14 protein-coding genes are annotated in these 16,877 nt (G+C 72.8%); 5 read left to right on the forward strand and 9 right to left on the reverse strand.

Going from position 1 to position 16,877, the window contains the following annotated elements; all coding sequences use genetic code 11:
- Positions 1–261 precede the first annotated feature (261 nt).
- Complete coding sequence (locus ABFY07_RS05375; protein WP_346173328.1) at positions 262–1,572, forward strand: nucleotide sugar dehydrogenase; 1,311 nt, start codon at positions 262–264, stop codon at positions 1,570–1,572.
- Positions 1,573–1,637: 65 nt separating this feature from the next.
- Here the strand turns inward: ABFY07_RS05375 and ABFY07_RS05380 are convergent, their stop codons facing one another.
- Both ABFY07_RS05380 and ABFY07_RS05385 read right to left on the reverse strand, forming a co-directional pair.
- Positions 1,638–3,686: a DUF6049 family protein gene (locus tag ABFY07_RS05380; protein WP_346173329.1), complete on the reverse strand. Its 2,049-nt coding sequence runs from the start codon at positions 3,684–3,686 to the stop codon at positions 1,638–1,640.
- A gap of 657 nt (positions 3,687–4,343) precedes the next feature.
- On the reverse strand, positions 4,344–5,597 hold the full coding sequence (locus tag ABFY07_RS05385; protein WP_346173330.1) for a rod shape-determining protein: 1,254 nt from the start codon (positions 5,595–5,597) through the stop codon (positions 4,344–4,346).
- A gap of 340 nt (positions 5,598–5,937) precedes the next feature.
- On the opposite strand from ABFY07_RS05385, the gene ABFY07_RS05390 reads away from it, so the two are divergent.
- The gene (locus tag ABFY07_RS05390; protein WP_346173331.1) at positions 5,938–6,570 is read left to right on the forward strand and encodes a hypothetical protein; all 633 of its coding nucleotides are present in this window, start codon (positions 5,938–5,940) and stop codon (positions 6,568–6,570) included.
- 73 nt (positions 6,571–6,643) lie between these two features.
- On the opposite strand, the gene ABFY07_RS05395 is transcribed toward ABFY07_RS05390, so the two are convergent.
- The 4 genes from ABFY07_RS05395 to ABFY07_RS05410 all read right to left on the reverse strand — a co-directional run bounded on the left by ABFY07_RS05395 (position 6,644) and on the right by ABFY07_RS05410 (position 11,047).
- Complete coding sequence (locus ABFY07_RS05395) at positions 6,644–7,771, reverse strand: GuaB3 family IMP dehydrogenase-related protein (protein ID WP_065963129.1); 1,128 nt, start codon at positions 7,769–7,771, stop codon at positions 6,644–6,646.
- A gap of 69 nt (positions 7,772–7,840) precedes the next feature.
- Positions 7,841–9,343 (reverse strand): IMP dehydrogenase, encoded by a 1,503-nt coding sequence (gene guaB, locus ABFY07_RS05400; protein WP_346173332.1) that lies wholly within the window; start codon positions 9,341–9,343, stop codon positions 7,841–7,843.
- Positions 9,344–9,505: 162 nt separating this feature from the next.
- Positions 9,506–10,117, reverse strand: a complete 612-nt coding sequence (locus ABFY07_RS05405) for a sigma-70 family RNA polymerase sigma factor (RefSeq protein WP_346173333.1) — start codon at positions 10,115–10,117, stop codon at positions 9,506–9,508.
- Between the two features lie 318 nt (positions 10,118–10,435).
- Complete coding sequence (locus tag ABFY07_RS05410; RefSeq protein ID WP_003948568.1) at positions 10,436–11,047, reverse strand: response regulator transcription factor; 612 nt, start codon at positions 11,045–11,047, stop codon at positions 10,436–10,438.
- Positions 11,048–11,433: 386 nt separating this feature from the next.
- Between ABFY07_RS05410 and ABFY07_RS05415 the strand changes: the two genes are divergently transcribed.
- Positions 11,434–11,754, forward strand: coding sequence for a WhiB family transcriptional regulator (locus ABFY07_RS05415; RefSeq protein ID WP_065963122.1), 321 nt, complete (start codon positions 11,434–11,436; stop codon positions 11,752–11,754).
- A 150-nt stretch (positions 11,755–11,904) separates the two neighbouring features.
- On the opposite strand, the gene ABFY07_RS05420 is transcribed toward ABFY07_RS05415, so the two are convergent.
- A complete protein-coding gene (locus ABFY07_RS05420) occupies positions 11,905–12,870 on the reverse strand; it encodes a LysR family transcriptional regulator (RefSeq protein ID WP_346173334.1) in 966 nt (321 codons plus the stop codon).
- Between the two features lie 80 nt (positions 12,871–12,950).
- Here ABFY07_RS05420 and ABFY07_RS05425 point away from each other — a divergent pair, with 80 nt between their 5' ends.
- Both ABFY07_RS05425 and ABFY07_RS05430 read left to right on the forward strand, forming a co-directional pair.
- On the forward strand, positions 12,951–13,667 hold the full coding sequence (locus tag ABFY07_RS05425) for an MOSC domain-containing protein (protein WP_346173335.1): 717 nt from the start codon (positions 12,951–12,953) through the stop codon (positions 13,665–13,667).
- A gap of 81 nt (positions 13,668–13,748) precedes the next feature.
- Positions 13,749–14,522, forward strand: a complete 774-nt coding sequence (locus tag ABFY07_RS05430) for an SDR family NAD(P)-dependent oxidoreductase (RefSeq protein WP_346173336.1) — start codon at positions 13,749–13,751, stop codon at positions 14,520–14,522.
- Positions 14,523–14,648: 126 nt separating this feature from the next.
- Here the strand turns inward: ABFY07_RS05430 and groL are convergent, their stop codons facing one another.
- Complete coding sequence (gene groL, locus ABFY07_RS05435; RefSeq protein ID WP_346173337.1) at positions 14,649–16,271, reverse strand: chaperonin GroEL; 1,623 nt, start codon at positions 16,269–16,271, stop codon at positions 14,649–14,651.
- A gap of 91 nt (positions 16,272–16,362) precedes the next feature.
- A complete protein-coding gene (gene groES, locus ABFY07_RS05440; RefSeq protein ID WP_014178834.1) occupies positions 16,363–16,671 on the reverse strand; it encodes a co-chaperone GroES in 309 nt (102 codons plus the stop codon).
- Positions 16,672–16,877: the final 206 nt, after the last annotated feature.

Genomic DNA, 16,877 nt, shown 5'->3' on the forward strand with positions numbered 1-16,877 from the left:
GGGGCGCGCACCGGGGCCGCGCCCGGGGCCCCGGGACGGGGCGGCCGACGGATCGCCGGGCCGCCCGGGCGCCGTGACGCGGGCGCGCCCCGGCATCACGCGCGACACCCGCACCGCAACACCCGCACCGCGACACCCGCCCTCAACACCCGCACCTCAACACCCCGCTTCAATACTGAATACGAGTCATATTTCCGCTTAGTCTTTATTCACCTCATTTCGCGCCCTCCGAAATCACCTCGGGAAGGACGGCACGAAGTCATGCCCGCAGATCTCGCCGTCATCGGACTCGGCCACCTCGGCATCCCCCTCGTCCAGGCCGCCACCGCCGCCGGCGTCCGCACCCTCGGCTACGACCCCGACCCCCGCGCCGCCGCCGACCTGCGCGCCGGAAGACTGCCCTCCGGGGCCTGGGACGGCGCGCTCACGGCCGCCGACCTGCGCAGGATGGCCGCCGGCGGCTTCCGGACCACCACCGACCCCACCCAGCTCGGCCGGGTGCACACCGCCGTGATCTGCGCCCCCACCCCGCTCGGCGAGGACGGCACGGCCGCCCTGACGGCGGTGGGCGAGGCCGCCCGCACGCTGGCCGCGCACCTGCGCCCGCACACCACCGTCGTGCTGGAATCCGCCGTGTACCCCGGCACCACCGAGGAATTCCTGCGGCCGATCCTGGAGGACGGATCCGGGCTGCGGGCCGGGCGCGACTTCCACCTCGCCTACTCCCCCGGCCGCCTCGACCCCGGCAACCGCACCTACGGCTACGCCAACACTCCCAAGGTCATCGGCGGGCTGACCCCCGCCTGCACCGAGGCGGCGGCCGCCTTCTACGGCCGGCTCACCGAGAAGGTCGTACGGGCCCGGGGCCCGCGCGAGGCCGAGACCGTCAAGGTCCTGGAGACCAACTACCGGCACGTCAACATCGCCCTGGTCAACGAGATGGCGGTGTTCTGCCGGGACCTCGGCGTCGATCTGTGGGACGTGATCCGCTGCGCCGAGACCAAGCCCTTCGGCTTCCAGGCCTTCCGGCCGGGGCCCGGCGTCGGCGGCCACGGCGTGCCGATGGCCCACGCCCCCTCGGGAAGCACCGCGCCGTCCCGCGAGGACCGCCCCGGACCTCCCGGCCGCCCCGGCAGCCCCGGCCGCCCGCTGGCCATGGTGGAGCTGGCGCAGCAGGTCAACGGGCGGATGCCGGGCTATGTCACCCGTCGCTGCGCGGCCCTGCTCAACGAGCACGGGAAGTCGGCGCGCGGCGCCCGGGTGCTGCTGCTGGGGGTGAGCTACAAGCCCGACGTGGGCGACCAGGAGGGCGCGCCGGCGGGCGAGATCGCCTCGCGGCTGATGGACCTGGGCGCCCAGGTCAGCTTCCACGATCCGTTCGTGGCGCGGTGGCAGGTGTTCGGCCGGCCGGTGCCGCGCGCGGACGCGCTGTACGAGGCGGCGGCCGATGCCGACCTGACCGTGCTGCTGCAGCACCACCGCACCTATGACCTCCAGGGCCTGGCCGTGAAGGCGCAGCTGTTGCTGGACACGCGCGGGGCGAGCCCGGCGGGCACGGCGTACCGGCTCTGAGCCGCCGCGCCCGTAAACCCGTCTCACCCCCGCACGCCCGGCGCCCCGCCGCGTCACCCCCCTGGTCACCCTCCCGCGCCCGGCGCTCCGCCGCCCCGCGCCCGCGCGCGGCGCAGCCGGAAGGTCGCGGCCAGGGCGATCAGCCCCACCCCGCCCGCCACGAACGCGACCGCCCCCGAGGGCACCGAGCGGACCTCGGCCGTGAAGGTGATCGGGCGGCCCCAGGGCTTGCCGTCGGCGCTGGTGTGGAGCCGGGCGGTGAGCCGTACGGGCCCGTTGGCGTGGGCGCGCACCCGGACCCGCACCGTACGGCTGACCGCCCTGGACGCCCGCACCCCCACCGCCCGGTCCACCGCGTCGAGGCGTTCCGGCCGGCTGGAGGAGACCCGCAGCTCCACGCCGGTCAGATCCTGCTGGAGCCCGTTGTCGACCGTGACCGGGATGGTCGCGGACTGCCCGGCGACCGTCACCGTCGATTTGGGCACCAGCCGCACCGAGTCGATCGAGGCGGACAGATAGCGGCTCACGCCGCGCCGGTACGAGCGCGCCCCCGCCGGGTCCCCGCGCCAGCTCGTGGACAGCGCGCGGGCCATCGCGGCGTGCGCGGAGGCGGCGGTGCCACCCGGGTCGGACAGCACCTTCGAGAGGGTGCGCAGCCGCCGCTCGTCCCGGGCCACCGCCGCGAGCGTATGGGCGGGCAGCTCGGAGGCGCGCAGCGCGACCGGGTAGCCGGTGGCGTCGCGCAGCTGCCCCGGCTCCGGGTCCTGGGCCGCCACCTTCAGCCGGGACGGCTCCAGCCAGCCCGCCTTCCGCCCCTCGGACACCGCCTCGGCCAGCGCCCGCGCCGCCCCGGCCGACATCCGGCGCGGCGGGACGACCACCAGCGCGCGCGGGGCGTACGGCAGCTCCCGCACGGCCGTCAGGCTCTCGGCGAGCAGCCGCTGCCGCAGCGCCAGCCGGCCCGGCGCGCCCGCCGCGCCGGTGCCCGGCCGGCTCCGCGCCAGCAGTGAGGCGATGGTCGTGTCGTGCGTCAGGGCGGTCAGCCGCGCGCCGAGTGTGGCCGCGCCGTCGTCCGTGGCACCGGCGGTGAGTAGCGCGCCGGAGGAGCGGCGCACCCCGTCTCCGGAGGCCAGCACCGTCTCCAGGCCGAGCCGCTCGGCGTAGGCGGCGATCCCGGCGTCCACCGCGCCACCCGCCGGCCAGGCCACATCCGCGCGGGCGTCGACGTGCAGTTCCCGGTCCACCACGTCCTTGCCCGCCCGGGACGCCCGGCGCAGCAGCCCGGCCAGCGCCTCGCCGCCGTCGCCGGCGCGGGCGAGCGAGGCCAGGTCGGGGTCCGCGTACGGCAGCGCGATGACGTCACGCCCGCGCACCGCGCGCTTGAGCGCGGCCAGCCAGTCCGCCGCCGCCCGCCCGCCCCGGCCGGCGGTGGTGTGGCGCGGATCGGTGGCGCCGGGGGTGCGGGCGACCCGGTAGCCGTCCGCCATCGCCCTCGCCTGTGCCACCAGGTCGGGGTCCACCATCCAGGTCACCGGCTGCCGCGCGCCCGTCTCGACCAGCCGCCGCAGCCGCCCGCCCTCGGCGAACGCGGCGGCCAGCGCGTCGTCGCGGAAGACCGGCCGCACGCTGCCGGGGGTGCGCAGGGTCAGCGCCTCCATGTGCGGGGTGTCGGTCACCGGCCACAGCACGGCGGTGCGCAGCGGCTCGAACGCCGTACCGTCCGGATACACCGGCAGAAAGGTGCGGGCCAGCCCGAGGACGGCCCCGTCCGCGCGGGCCACGTGCACCGTCAGCCCGTACGCTCCCGCTCCGCCGAGCCGCAGGTCCGCCACCGGCACCCGCAGCCGGAAGTCGCGGGCGGCGCCGGGCGGGAGGGAAGGGAGCCGGTGGGTGTGGTGGGGGATCTCCTCGCCGTCGGCGCGGACGAGGGCGGTGCGCCCGGCCGTGAGCGCGAGTCCGCTCCGGGTGCCGAGCGCCGCCGGCCCGGTCCGCACGCCCACCCGCGCACCGGTGACACGGTGCCGCGAGGTGTTGACCACGGTTCCGCTGAGCGTCAGCTCGCCGTCCGGGCGCCGCAGCACGGCGGGGCCCAGCGACGCCAGCCGGACGGCCACGGCGTACGAACCCCGGTGGCGGGGGCCTTGGCTGATGCCTTGGCGGGTGTCTTGGCTGATGCCGTGGCGCGCGCCTTGGGGCGTGCCCTGGCGGGTGTCTTGGCCGGGACCGTGGCGGGGGCGGTCGCGGCGACCGTGGCCGGACGGGGCGGGGGGGCGAGTCCCCGTACGACGGCGGGGCGGGCCCGTACGACGGGACGGCGGCCCCGGACCACGGCAGGGCGGGCCCGGGCGACCGGACGCCGGCCCCGGACCACGGCAGGGCGGCCCCGCGCGACGGGACGCCGGCCCCGGACCACGGCAGGGCGGCCCCGCGCGACGGGACGCCGGCCGCATACGACGGGAGAACCGCCCCGGACGGCGGCTGGGCGGGCCGGTACGGCGGGACGGACGCCGCCACCGGCGGGATCGGCGCGAGCAGCACCGCGCTCAGGGCCACGAGCGTCGCGACGACCGCTCGCGCACATCTCCCGTCGCGTGCCACTGCCCGCCACCTCGACGTCGGTTCGTGCCGCCCCCTCCCGCCCCCGTGGACGGACGCGGTGTCACCAGACCACCACGGCCCGGCCCGTCCCGCATGTCCGAGGGCCCCACCCGGGCGGGCCCGCGCCCCCGCGCCCGCCCGGTCCCGGGCGGCGGCGAGGGGCGGGCCCGGCGTCAGATCCGCGCGCCGGCCAGCCCCCGGGGCCGGGCGTCCAGCACGGTCCGCAGCGACTCGAAGTCCTCGACGCACCGGCCGGTGCCGAGGGCCACGCAGTCCAGCGGGTCGTCGGCCACCAGCACCGGGATGTCCAGCTCACGGCTGAGCCGCACATCGAGGCCGCGCAGCAGCGCCCCGCCGCCGGTCAGCACGATGCCCCGGTCCATGATGTCGCCCGCCAGCTCCGGCGGGGTCTCGTCCAGCGTGGCGCGCACCGCCGCGACGATGCTGTCCACGGGCTCGGCCAGCGCGTGCCGCACCTCGTCCGCCGTCAGCTCCAGGACCTTCGGCAGCCCGGTGACCTGGTCCCGGCCGCGAATGGTGCAGCGGTCGGGCGGCAGCAGCGTCTGGGTCCGCTCGGGGTCCTCACCCGTGCCGAGCCTGTCGCCCGTGGCGAGCACGCCGAACGCGTCGGCCCGCTCGGGCGTGTCGCCCTTGTCGCCCTTGTCGAGCGACAGGCCCTCGCCGCTCCGCGCGGTGGACACCACCTCCACATTCCGCTCCGACAGCCGGGCGGGCGTCCCGCCGGGCGCGGACCAGGCGCCGACCGGTACGGCGGACCCGATGCTCACCTTGATCTCCTCGGCGGTCCGCTCCCCGATCGCCAGCGCGTAACGCTTCTTCACATGCGCGGTGATCGCGGCGTCCATCGCGTCGCCGGCCATGCGCACGGACCGGGCGGTGACCATCCCGCCCAGCGAGACCACGGCCACCTCCGTCGTCCCGCCGCCCACGTCGACCACCATGCAGCCGGTCGGCTCGCTCACCGGCAGCCCCGCGCCGATCGCCGCCGCCATCGGCTCCTCGATGAGGTGGACTTGGCGGGCCCCCGCCTGGGAGGCAGCCTCCATGACCGCCCGCCGCTCGACGCCCGTGATGCCCGAGGGCACACACACCACGACGCGGGGGCGGGCGAGCCGGCGGTTGCCGGTGACCTTCTTGATGAAGTGCCGCAGCATCCGCTCGGCGATCTCGAAGTCGGCGATGACCCCGTCCCGCAACGGGCGGACCGCGACAATGTTGGAAGGTGTACGCCCTATGGTCTCCTTCGCCTCGGAGCCCACCGCGAGCACGCTGCCGTCGGTCGTGCTGACCGCGACAACCGACGGTTCGTTGAGCACGATCCCCCTGCCCCGTACGTACACCAGGGTGTTGGCCGTGCCGAGGTCGATGCCGATATCACGTCCCGTGAAAGTCTTGTTCTGCGCCATAAGTTGACATTATTGCTTATGCCGGATTCCTATTCGGCACTGACGTCGGCCGCGCCCCGCACCGGCCGACGGCTGCTACCTTTTCGATCATGATCCCCAGGTCACAACAGGGCCCGAGAGTTACCTGACCACCCGACAGGTCACGGAATGGGGGGTGTCAAATCCACATAAGGGCGGACAGGTTGTTTCCGTCCGGTCGCAGGCGTGTCACGGACGACAGACACGACTTGTCTGATTGTCATGCCCGACTGTTAGTTTTATGGCTCGAACTCTTCGTCCGCGCTCCCAGCAGCACATGTCCCCGGAGCACGGACCATCACCTCATCCCCGGGGGATCTCCATGAGCCAGAACTGGCAGCAGCCTCAGCAGCCGCAGCCGCCCCAGCAGCCCGGTGGCTACGGCTACCCGCAGGGCCAGCCGCAGCAGCCGCAGTTCGGCGGCCCGCAGCAGCCGCAGTTCGCCGGCGGCTTCCCGCCGCCCGCGCCGCCGGTCGGACGCCCGGGCAACCCCGCCCTCGCCGTCCTCGCCGCCGTCGTCGCCGCCTTCGTGGGCGGGCTGCTCTACGCCTTCCTGCTGAGCGCGTTCGCTGACACGGACGGCCAGGAGCCCAAGGTCACGCAGTTCGCCTACGCCGGTGTCGTCGTCGGCGCGCTCGTGGGTTTCGTCATCGCCAAGCTGGGCGGCCGCAACCCCGCGCTGTGGGTGGTCGGCGCCGTGCTGGCCTTCGCGGCGGTGTTCTTCGGTGAGCTGTACGGCTACGCCATGATCGCGTCGGACTACGTCAGCAACCTCGCCGACAAGTACGGCAACGCCGGCAACATCGACCTGCCGAGCGCGAACGACTACTTCTTCGACCACTTCAGCGACCTCTTCGACGGCTGGAAAGAGGACTCGGACGCCCTGACCTACATCTTCATGGCGCTTTCCCCGGTGGCGGCCGTCTCCACCGCCTACCGCCTCAGCAACCGCTGACGCAGCCGGCACACCAACGGGTGGGGCCCCGACCGCGATGCGGTCGGGGCCCCACCCGTTTGCGCCTACGCGCTCAGCGCTTGTCGTGCTGCGAGGGGGCGACCGTCACCTCGACCCGCTGGAACTCCTTCAGCTCCGAGTAGCCCGTCGTGGCCATGGCCCGGCGCAGGGCGCCGAAGAAGTTCATCGAGCCGTCGGGGGTGTGGGAGGGGCCCAGCAGGATCTCCTCCGTGGTGCCCACGGTGCCCAGGTTCATCCGCTTGCCGCGCGGCACCTCGTCGTGCACGGCCTCCATGCCCCAGTGGTGGCCCCGGCCCGGCGCGTCCGTGGCACGGGCCAGCGGCGAGCCCATCATCACCGCATCCGCGCCGCAGGCGATGGCCTTCGGCAGGTCACCGCTCCAGCCGACACCGCCGTCCGCGATCACATGCACATAGCGGCCGCCGGACTCGTCCATGTAGTCCCGGCGGGCGGCGGCGACATCGGCGACGGCCGTCGCCATCGGCACCTGGATGCCCAGCACATTGCGCGTGGTGTGGGCGGCGCCGCCGCCGAACCCGACCAGCACCCCGGCCGCGCCCGTCCGCATCAGGTGGAGCGCGGCGGTGTAGGTGGCGCAGCCGCCCACGATGACCGGGACGTCCAGCTCGTAGATGAACTGCTTCAGGTTCAGCGGCTCGGCGGCACCGGAGACATGCTCGGCCGAGACCGTGGTGCCCCGGATCACGAAGATGTCGACCCCGGCGTCCACCACGGCCTTGGAGAACTGCGCGGTGCGCTGCGGGGAGAGCGCGGCGGCCGTCACCACGCCCGAGTCGCGCACCTCCTTCAGACGCTGCCCGATCAGCTCTTCCTTGATCGGCTCCGCGTAGATCTCCTGCATGCGCCGGGTCGCGGTCCGCTCGTCCAGCTCGGCGATCTCCGCCAGCAGCGGCTCCGGGTCCTCGTACCGGGTCCACAGGCCCTCGAGGTTGAGCACCCCCAGACCGCCCAGCTCACCGATGCGGATCGCGGTCCTCGGAGAGACCACCGAATCCATCGGGGCGGCCAGGAACGGCAGGTCGAAGCGGTATGCGTCGATCTGCCAGGCGATCGAGACCTCCTTCGGGTCCCGGGTACGACGACTCGGCACAACGGCGATGTCGTCGAACGCGTACGCCCTGCGGCCGCGCTTGCCGCGCCCGATCTCGATCTCAGTCACGTGGGTGCCTTTCGCTCTTCAGGTCTGCCGTCCCAGTATCCCTGCCCCTTCGCCGCCGCTTCGTACTGGCTAGCGGGCGGAGTAGTTCGGCGCCTCGGTCGTCATCTGGATGTCGTGCGGGTGGCTCTCCTTGAGGCCGGCCGCCGTGATCCGCACAAAGCGGCCCTTCTCCTTGAGCTCCGCCACGTTCGCCGAGCCGACATAGCCCATCGACGCCCGCAGACCGCCCACGAGCTGGTGAGCGACCGAGGCGAGCGGGCCACGGTAGGGCACCTGGCCCTCGATGCCCTCGGGCACCAGCTTGTCCTCGGAGAGGACGTTGTCCTGGAAGTAGCGGTCCTTGGAGTACGAGCGGGCCTGGCCGCGCGACTGCATCGCGCCCAGCGAGCCCATGCCCCGGTAGGACTTGAACTGCTTGCCGTTGATGAACACCATCTCGCCCGGCGACTCCTCGCACCCGGCCAGCAGGCTGCCCAGCATGACCGTGTCCGCGCCGGCCGCGATCGCCTTCGCGATGTCGCCCGAGTACTGCAGACCGCCGTCGCCGATCAGCGGCACCCCGGCCGCGTGGCACGCCTGCGCGGCCTCGTAGATCGCCGTGACCTGCGGAACACCGATGCCCGCGACCACTCGGGTGGTGCAGATCGAGCCCGGGCCGACGCCGACCTTGACCCCGTCCACACCGGCGTCGATCAGCGCCTGGGCGCCGTCGCGGGTGGCGACATTGCCGCCGACCACATCGACCGAGATATTGGACTTGACCTTGGCGATCATGTCGAGGATGCCCCGGCTGTGGCCGTGCGCGCTGTCGACCACGAGGAAGTCGGCCCCGGCCTCGACCAGCGCCTGCGCCCGCTCGTACGCCTCGTCGCCGACGCCGACCGCCGCGCCGACGATCAGCCGCCCGTCGGCGTCCTTGGCCGCGTACGGATACTTCTCGGCCTTCACGAAGTCCTTGACGGTGATCAGGCCCTTGAGCACACCCGCGTCATCGACCAGCGGCAGCTTCTCGATCTTGTGGCGGCGCAGCAGCTGCATCGCGTCCTCGCCGGAGATCCCGACCTTGCCGGTGACCAGCGGCATCGGGGTCATGACCTCGCGGACCTGGCGACCCCGGTCCGTCTCGAAGGCCATGTCGCGGTTGGTGACGATGCCCAGCAGCTTGCCCGCCGCGTCCGTGACCGGGACACCGCTGATCCGGAACTTCCCGCACAGCGCGTCCGCCTCGGCCAGCGTGGCGTCCGGCCGGACCGTGATCGGGTCGGTCACCATGCCGGACTCGGACCGCTTGACCAGGTCGACCTGGTTGGCCTGGTCCTCGATCGACAGATTGCGGTGCAGCACACCGGCGCCGCCCTGGCGGGCCATGGCGATGGCCATCCGGGACTCGGTGACCTTGTCCATGGCGGCGGACAGCAACGGCACGTTCACCCGGACGTTGCGAGAGACCCGGGACGAGGTGTCGACCGCGTTCGGCAGCACCTCGGAGGCGCCCGGCAGCAGCAGCACATCGTCGTACGTCAGCCCGAGCATCGCGAATTTCTCAGGCACTCCGTCGACGTTGACAGTCATGACACCCTTCCAATGGTCTTGCCCCAGCGCGGACTCCCATGCTAACGGGCTCCACAGGTGTCCCATTCCTCCCTGTGGAAAACCACGGGAGCCGCGGAAAACCGCGGGAAGCAGCGCCGGAAGCAGCGGCGAGCCGCAAGAAGCAGCGCCGATGCCGGGCGGCTACTGCTCGGCGAGCGCGCGGAGCCGGCTCAGGGCCCGGTGCTGGGCCACCCGCACGGCGCCCGGCGACATCCCGAGCATCTGCCCGGTCTCCTCCGCCGTCAGTCCGACCGCGACCCGCAGCAGCACCAGCTCGCGCTGGTGCTCCGGGAGATTCGCCAGCAGCTTCTTGGCCCACTCGGCGTCGCTGCTGAGCAGCGCCTGCTCCTCGGGCCCGAGCGAGTCGTCCGGCTGCTCCGGCATCTCGTCCGAGGGCACGGCCGTGCTGCCCGGGTGGCGCATGGCGGCGCGCTGCAGATCCGCGACCTTGTGCGCGGCGATCGCCACGACGAAGGCCTCGAAGGGCCGGCCCGTGTCGCGGTAGCGCGGCAGCGCGCACAGCACCGCGAGGCAGACCTCCTGCGCCAGGTCGTCCACGAAATGGCGGGCGTCGCCCGGCAACCTGGACAGCCGCGTGCGGCAATAGCGCAGGGCGAGCGGGTGAACATGGGCGAGCAGGTCGTGGGTGGCCCGCTCGTCCCCCTCGGCGGCGCGCCGGACAAGGGCTCCGATGGCCCCCTGGGTCCCTGGGCCGCCGGCCTTCGGGGACCCCTGGGTCTCGTCGTCGCGCATCCGTCCATGGTGCCTTGGCGGCGTGGCTTCCGCGGCACCGCGTCCGTAGTTGTGCGCTGAAGCGTTATGAGCAGGTGCGCCGGCTGTCGTCACGTCCTGCGCTCTCCCCTCACGCCCGACCGACATGTCCCCGAGGAACTCCACACCTTCAAGGATGCGGCATCGCCCGGCGAAGTGACATAAGCCGCTACCGCGGCGGGGACATAAGCCGCTACCGCGGCGGGGACATAAGCCGCTACAGGCCGCCGCCCCTCGCCCCGCCCGTCACCTGACGGGCGGGGACCGTCGGCCCCCGTCAGGGCGATCGTGGACCCGGGTCTAGCGGACCAGGCCCCAGCGGAAGCCGAGCGCCACCGCGTGTGCCCGGTCCGAGGCGCCGAGCTTCTTGAACAGCCGCCGGGCGTGCGTCTTGACCGTGTCCTCGGACAGGAACAGCTCGCGGCCGATCTCCGCGTTGGACCGGCCGTGGCTCATGCCCTCGAGCACCTGGATCTCGCGGGCGGTGAGCGTGGGGGCCGCGCCCATCTCGGCGGAGCGCAGCCGGCGCGGCGCGAGCCGCCAGGTGGGGTCCGCCAGCGCCTGGGTCACGGTCGCGCGCAGCTCGGCGCGCGAGGCGTCCTTGTGCAGATAGCCACGGGCGCCGGCGGCCACGGCCAGCGCGACGCCGTCCAGGTCCTCGGCGACCGTGAGCATGATGATCCGGGCGCCGGGGTCGGCCGACAGCAGCCGCCGCACGGTCTCGACGCCACCGAGGCCGGGCATCCGCACGTCCATCAGAATCAGATCCGAACGGTCGGCCCCCCAGCGGCGGAGGACTTCCTCGCCGTTGGCCGCCGTCGTCACACGCTCGACGCCGGGCACGGTCGCCACCGCGCGGCGCAGCGCCTCTCGGGCAAGCGGGGAGTCGTCGCAGACGAGGACGGAAGTCATGGCCGCCCTCCGCAGCTGATGCGCGTCACCTTGAGCCTCCAGGCTGGTACATATCGTCACCTGTGCGATTGACAGCCTCGGACACTTGCCCGAGAGCTTTACCCATCAACCGCCTCCGCACTCTCAACGACGGTCACCCGAAAGAGTTACGGGGTCCGGCGGCCACCTTCGACACTCTACGTGAGGGCTCGGACACGGAGCTGCTTCATCACGCTCGCCGCGCCCATTCCCGCCCCCGCCCTCTCGGTGGCATTTGGCGACCTTGCTTCCAATTTGGGGGTCTCTGTGGCTAGATTCGCAATGAGTCATATTTACATCTACTTACACAGTAGGTGCACGACCCAGGACACAGCGTCCGCACCAGATCGCTTCGAGGAGATAAGGCAATGGCAGATTTCTCCCGTCTTCCCGGTCCGAACGCCGACCTGTGGGACTGGCAGCTCCTGGCCGCGTGTCGCGGGGTCGACAGCTCGCTCTTCTTCCACCCGGAGGGCGAGCGCGGCGCTGCCCGCAGCGCACGCGAGATGTCAGCCAAAGAGGTGTGCATGCGATGCCCCGTACGCGCCGAGTGCGCGGCGCACGCGCTGGCCGTGCGGGAGCCCTACGGCGTGTGGGGCGGACTGACCGAGGACGAGCGCGAGGAGCTCATGGGGCGGGCACGCCACCGGACCGTCGCCACCTCGGGCGCCGGCGCTCCCGGCGCCTGACCCAGCCGCAGCCGCGCGCCAGAAGCGGAGAAGTACCGCAGAAACGTTCAAGCAGAAACGTTGAAGCACAGCGCGGAGTACCGACCGTGACCCCCGGCGCGGCCGCCGCCGTCGGCCGATTCCCGGCCGACGCCGTTCAGCGGCCGCAGGTCACGGCCTTGGTGTGCGCCGCGCCGCCGACTCAAGCCGGTCCAGCGTCGCCGCCACCGCCGGGACCCGCGCGAGGTCCGGCAGGGTGAGCGCGACGACCTCCCGCCGCACGGCCGGCTCCACCTCCACCGTCGCGGTCCCCTTCGCCCGTACGGACTCCAGCGCCAGCTCCGGCAGCACCGCCACCCCGAGCCCGGCCGCGACCAGCCCGATCACCGCCGGGTAGTCGTCCGTGGCGAAGTCGATCCGGGGCGTGAAGCCCGCCGCCTCGCACACATCGACCAGGTGCCTGCGGCAGCGCGGGCACCCCGCGATCCACGGCTCCCCGGCCAGTTCCCCGATGCCCACCGCCCCGGCGCCCGCCAGCCGGTGCCCCTCCGGCACCACGCCCACCAGCCGGTCGCTCAGCAGCGGCCGTACGACCAGGTCGTCCTTGCCCCACGAACCCTCGGCCGGGGCACCCGGCCCCTCCGCGTCCACCGCCGCCCCGGCGCCCGCCGCCCGCTGGACCTCCGGGTAGCGGAAGGCCACGGCGATCTCGCAGTCGCCCGCGCGCAGCATCTCCACCGAGCGCGGCGGCTCGGCCTCCACCAGCGAGACCCGGGTCCCGGGGAAGGACTCGCGCAGCTCGGCGAGGGCCGTCGGCACCAGGGTCGAGCTGCCGCTGGGGAAGGACACCAGCCGCACCCGGCCGGCCCGCAGCCCGGCGATCGCCGCGACCTCCTCCTCGGCGGCGGTCAGCCCGGCCAGGATCCCCGCCGCGTGGCGCACCAGCGCCTCCCCCGCCTGCGTCAGCCGCATCTCCCGGCCGGTGCGGACCAGCAGCGGGGTGCCCGAGGACTGTTCGAGGGCCTTCATCTGCTGGCTGACAGCGGGCTGTGTGCAGCCCAGCTCACGGGCGGCGGCGGAGAAGGAGCCGGTGGCGGCCACGGCGCGCAACACCCTCAGATGGCGAGGCTCGATCATGCTTCGAGCATAAGCGACCCTTGGGTGAGGCCCGGATATCGCGATCGACGCTTTGAACCGCCGTCGTCTAGCGTGCCGCCATGACGCGTATCTCCGAGGCCGGGTCTCCGCACCCGCCGACCGTACTCACCGTGAACCTCGGCCGCCTGAAGCCGGTCGACTACACCGACGCCCCCTCGGGGGGCACCGGCATCGACAAGCGCCCCGCCGACGGGCCGGTGCGGGTGTTGGCCCCGGGCCCCAAGGGCGAGGGCGGGAGCGGGCTCGTCGGCGACACCGTCAGCGACACCCGCCACCACGGCGGGAACGACCAGGCGGTCTACGCCTACGCGCGGGAGGACCTCGACGCCTGGGAGCGCGAGCTCGGCCGCGAGCTGCCGAACGGCGTCTTCGGCGAGAACCTCACCACCAGGGGCCTGGACGTCACCGGCGCCCGGATCGGCGAGCGCTGGCGGATCGGCCCCGACCTGCTGCTCGAAGTGGCCTCCGCGCGCATCCCCTGCCGGACCTTCGCGGCCTGGCTGGGCGAGGAGCGCTGGGTGAAGCGGTTCACCCGGGCCGCCGTCCCGGGCGCCTATCTGCGGGTGCTCGAACCGGGCGAGATACGCGCCGGGGACCGGGTCGAGATCGTGCGCCGGCCCGACCACGAGGTGACCGTCGGATTCTCCTTCCGCGCCGCCACGACCGAACGGGCGCTGCTGCCCCGGGTGCTCGCGGCGGGCGAGGCGCTCCACCCCGAGCTGCGGGAATCGGCGCTCTCGTATTCCGGGACCCTCTCCGTCGCGCTGGAGAACTGATCCGGGAACTGATCCGGGAATCCGGACAACTGATCCGGACGACTGCGCTCCGACCCCCGCCGTGGCCGCTAACGTGCGCGTATGACGACTGCGTTGATTACGGGATCCACGGCGGGCATCGGCGCCGCCTTCGCGAGCCGGCTCGCCGCGGACGGGCACAACCTGGTGCTCGTGGCGCGGGACGAGAAGCGGCTGCGCGAGCAGGCCGCCGACCTCCACGACCGGCACGGGGTGGAGGCGGAGGTGTTGCGGGCCGACCTGTCCGAGGACGACGGCATCGCGGCGGTCGAGGCGCGGCTGTCCGACCGCAAGCACCCGGTCGATCTGCTCGTCAACAACGCCGGCTTCGGCAACAGGGGCCGCTATCTCGAGGTGCCCCTGGCCGATGAGCTGCGGATGATGAAGGTGCACTGCGAGGCGGTCCTGCGGCTGACCACCGCCGCCGCCGAGACCATGCGGGCCCGGGGGCGCGGCGGGGTGATCAACGTGGCCTCGATCGCGGCGTTCTTCCCGCGCGGCACGTACGGGGCCAGCAAGGCGTGGGTCGTGCAGTTCACCCAGGGCGCCGCGAAGGACCTGGCGAGTGCCGGGGTGCGGCTGATGGCGCTGTGCCCCGGGTTCGTACGGACCGAGTTCCACGCGCGGGCCGGGATCAAGCCGGACAGCGTGCCGAGCTGGATGTGGCTGGACGCGGACAAGCTGGTGACGGCGGCGCTCAAGGACTTCGCGCGGGGCAAGGCGCTGTCGATTCCCGACCCTCGCTACAAGGCGATGACGGGACTGGCGAAGCTGGCGCCCCGGGCGGCCGTCTCGGTCGTCTCCTCGAACGTGGGCCGGCCGCCCAGGAAGCGCTGAGCCCGGCGCCGGCCCGGCCTCCGGGAGACGCGCGCCGGCCCGGGCCGCCCGGAGAACGCGCGAGGCGCGGCCACCCCCGCGAAGGGGTGACCGCGCCTCGGCGGTGCGCGGTGCGCGGTGGACGCGTCAGTGCGCGTGACCGTGGCCGTGCCCGGCAGCCTCGGGCTCCTCCTCGGCCGGCTTCTCGACCACCAGGGTCTCGGTGGTGAGCAGCAGGGAGGCGATGGACGCCGCGTTCTCCAGGGCGGAGCGGGTGACCTTGACCGGGTCGATGACGCCGGCCTTCACCAGGTCGCCGTACTCGTCGGTGGCCGCGTTGTAACCGTGGCCCTTCTCGAGCTCGGCCACCTTGGAGGTGATGACGTAGCCCTCGAGGCCCGCGTTCTCGGCGATCCAGCGCAGCGGCTCGACGGCGGCGCGGCGGACGACCGCGACACCGGTGGCCTCGTCGCCCTCCTTGCCGAGGTTGTCCTCGAGCACCTTGACGGCGTGGACGAGCGCGGAGCCACCACCGGAGACGATGCCCTCCTCGACCGCGGCGCGGGTCGCGGAGATGGCGTCCTCCAGACGGTGCTTCTTCTCCTTCAGCTCCACCTCGGTGGCGGCGCCGACGCGGATCACGCACACGCCGCCGGCCAGCTTGGCGAGCCGCTCCTGGAGCTTCTCGCGGTCCCAGTCGGAGTCCGTGGCCTCGATCTCGGCCTTGATCTGGGCGATCCGGCCGGTGACGTCCTCGGACTTGCCGCCGCCGTCGACGATGGTGGTGTCGTCCTTGGTGACGGTCACGCGGCGGGCGGTGCCCAGCACGTCCAGGCCGACCTGGTCGAGCTTGAGGCCGACCTCCTCGGCGACGACGGTGGCGCCGGTGAGGGCGGCCATGTCGCCGAGCATCGCCTTGCGGCGGTCGCCGAAGCCGGGGGCCTTCACCGCGACGGCGTTGAAGGTGCCGCGGATCTTGTTGACGACGAGGGTGGACAGGGCCTCGCCCTCCACGTCCTCGGCGATGATCAGCAGCGGCTTGCTGCCGCCCTGGATGACCTTCTCCAGCAGGGGCAGCAGGTCCTGGATGGAGGAGATCTTGCCCTGGTGGATGAGGATGTACGGGTCCTCGAGGACGGCCTCCATGCGCTCCTGGTCGGTGACCATGTACGGCGACAGGTAGCCCTTGTCGAAGGCCATGCCCTCGGTGAAGTCCAGCTCCAGACCGAAGGTGTTGGACTCCTCGACGGTGATCACACCGTCCTTGCCGACCTTGTCCATCGCCTCGGCGATGAGCTCGCCGACCTGCTTGTCCTGAGCGGACAGCGCGGCCACGGCGGCGATGTCGGACTTCTCGTCGATCGGGCGGGCGGTGGCCAGCAGCTCGTCGGAGACCGCCTTGACGGCCGCGTCGATGCCCTTCTTCAGGGCGGCCGGGGAGGCGCCGGCGGCCACGTTGCGCAGGCCCTCGCGGACCAGCGCCTGGGCCAGCACGGTGGCGGTGGTGGTGCCGTCACCCGCGATGTCGTTGGTCTTGGTCGCCACCTCCTTGACGAGCTGGGCGCCCAGGTTCTCGTACGGGTCCTCGACCTCGACCTCGCGGGCGATGGTGACACCGTCGTTGGTGATGGTCGGAGCGCCGAACTTCTTGTCGATGACGACGTTGCGGCCCTTGGGGCCGATCGTCACCTTGACGGTGTCGGCGAGCTTGTTGACGCCGCGCTCGAGGGCGCGACGGGCGTCCTCGTCAAACTTCAGGATCTTCGCCATGGGTTGCGTGTGTCCTCTCGAACGAACCGCGCCCCGGCCCCGGTATGGACAGGGGCACCGGGGCGCGGCTCACAGGCAAAACTTCGGTGACTTACTTCTCGATGATCGCGAGGACGTCGCGAGCCGAGAGGACGAGGTACTCCTCGCCGTTGTACTTCACCTCGGTACCGCCGTACTTGCTGTAGAGCACGACGTCGCCGACGGAGACGTCGAGCGGGAGACGGTTACCGTCCTCGAAACGGCCCGGGCCCACGGCCAGGACGACGCCCTCCTGGGGCTTCTCCTTGGCAGTGTCCGGAATGACCAGGCCAGAGGCCGTGGTCTGCTCGGCGTCGAGCGGCTGGACCACGATGCGGTCCTCGAGCGGCTTGATGGCAACCTTGGAGCTGGCGGTCGTCACGATCCGACCTCCCCCTTCGGAGATCTCACGGGGTTAACTGTCTGAGGTGGCGACCAGGTGGATCCGTCGTCGCGGGTGCCGGACCTGCCCGTCGCTGTGTTTGGCACTCCTCACTGCTGAGTGCCAGCCACGACATTATGACGCGGTTAGCACTCAGTCAACCAGAGTGCCAAGTGACGGGGTGCCGCGGCACCCCGTCGGCCCGG

It is taken from the genome of Streptomyces sparsogenes subsp. cuspidosporus, assembly GCF_039532705.1.
GTDB lineage: Bacteria > Actinomycetota > Actinomycetes > Streptomycetales > Streptomycetaceae > Streptomyces > Streptomyces sparsogenes.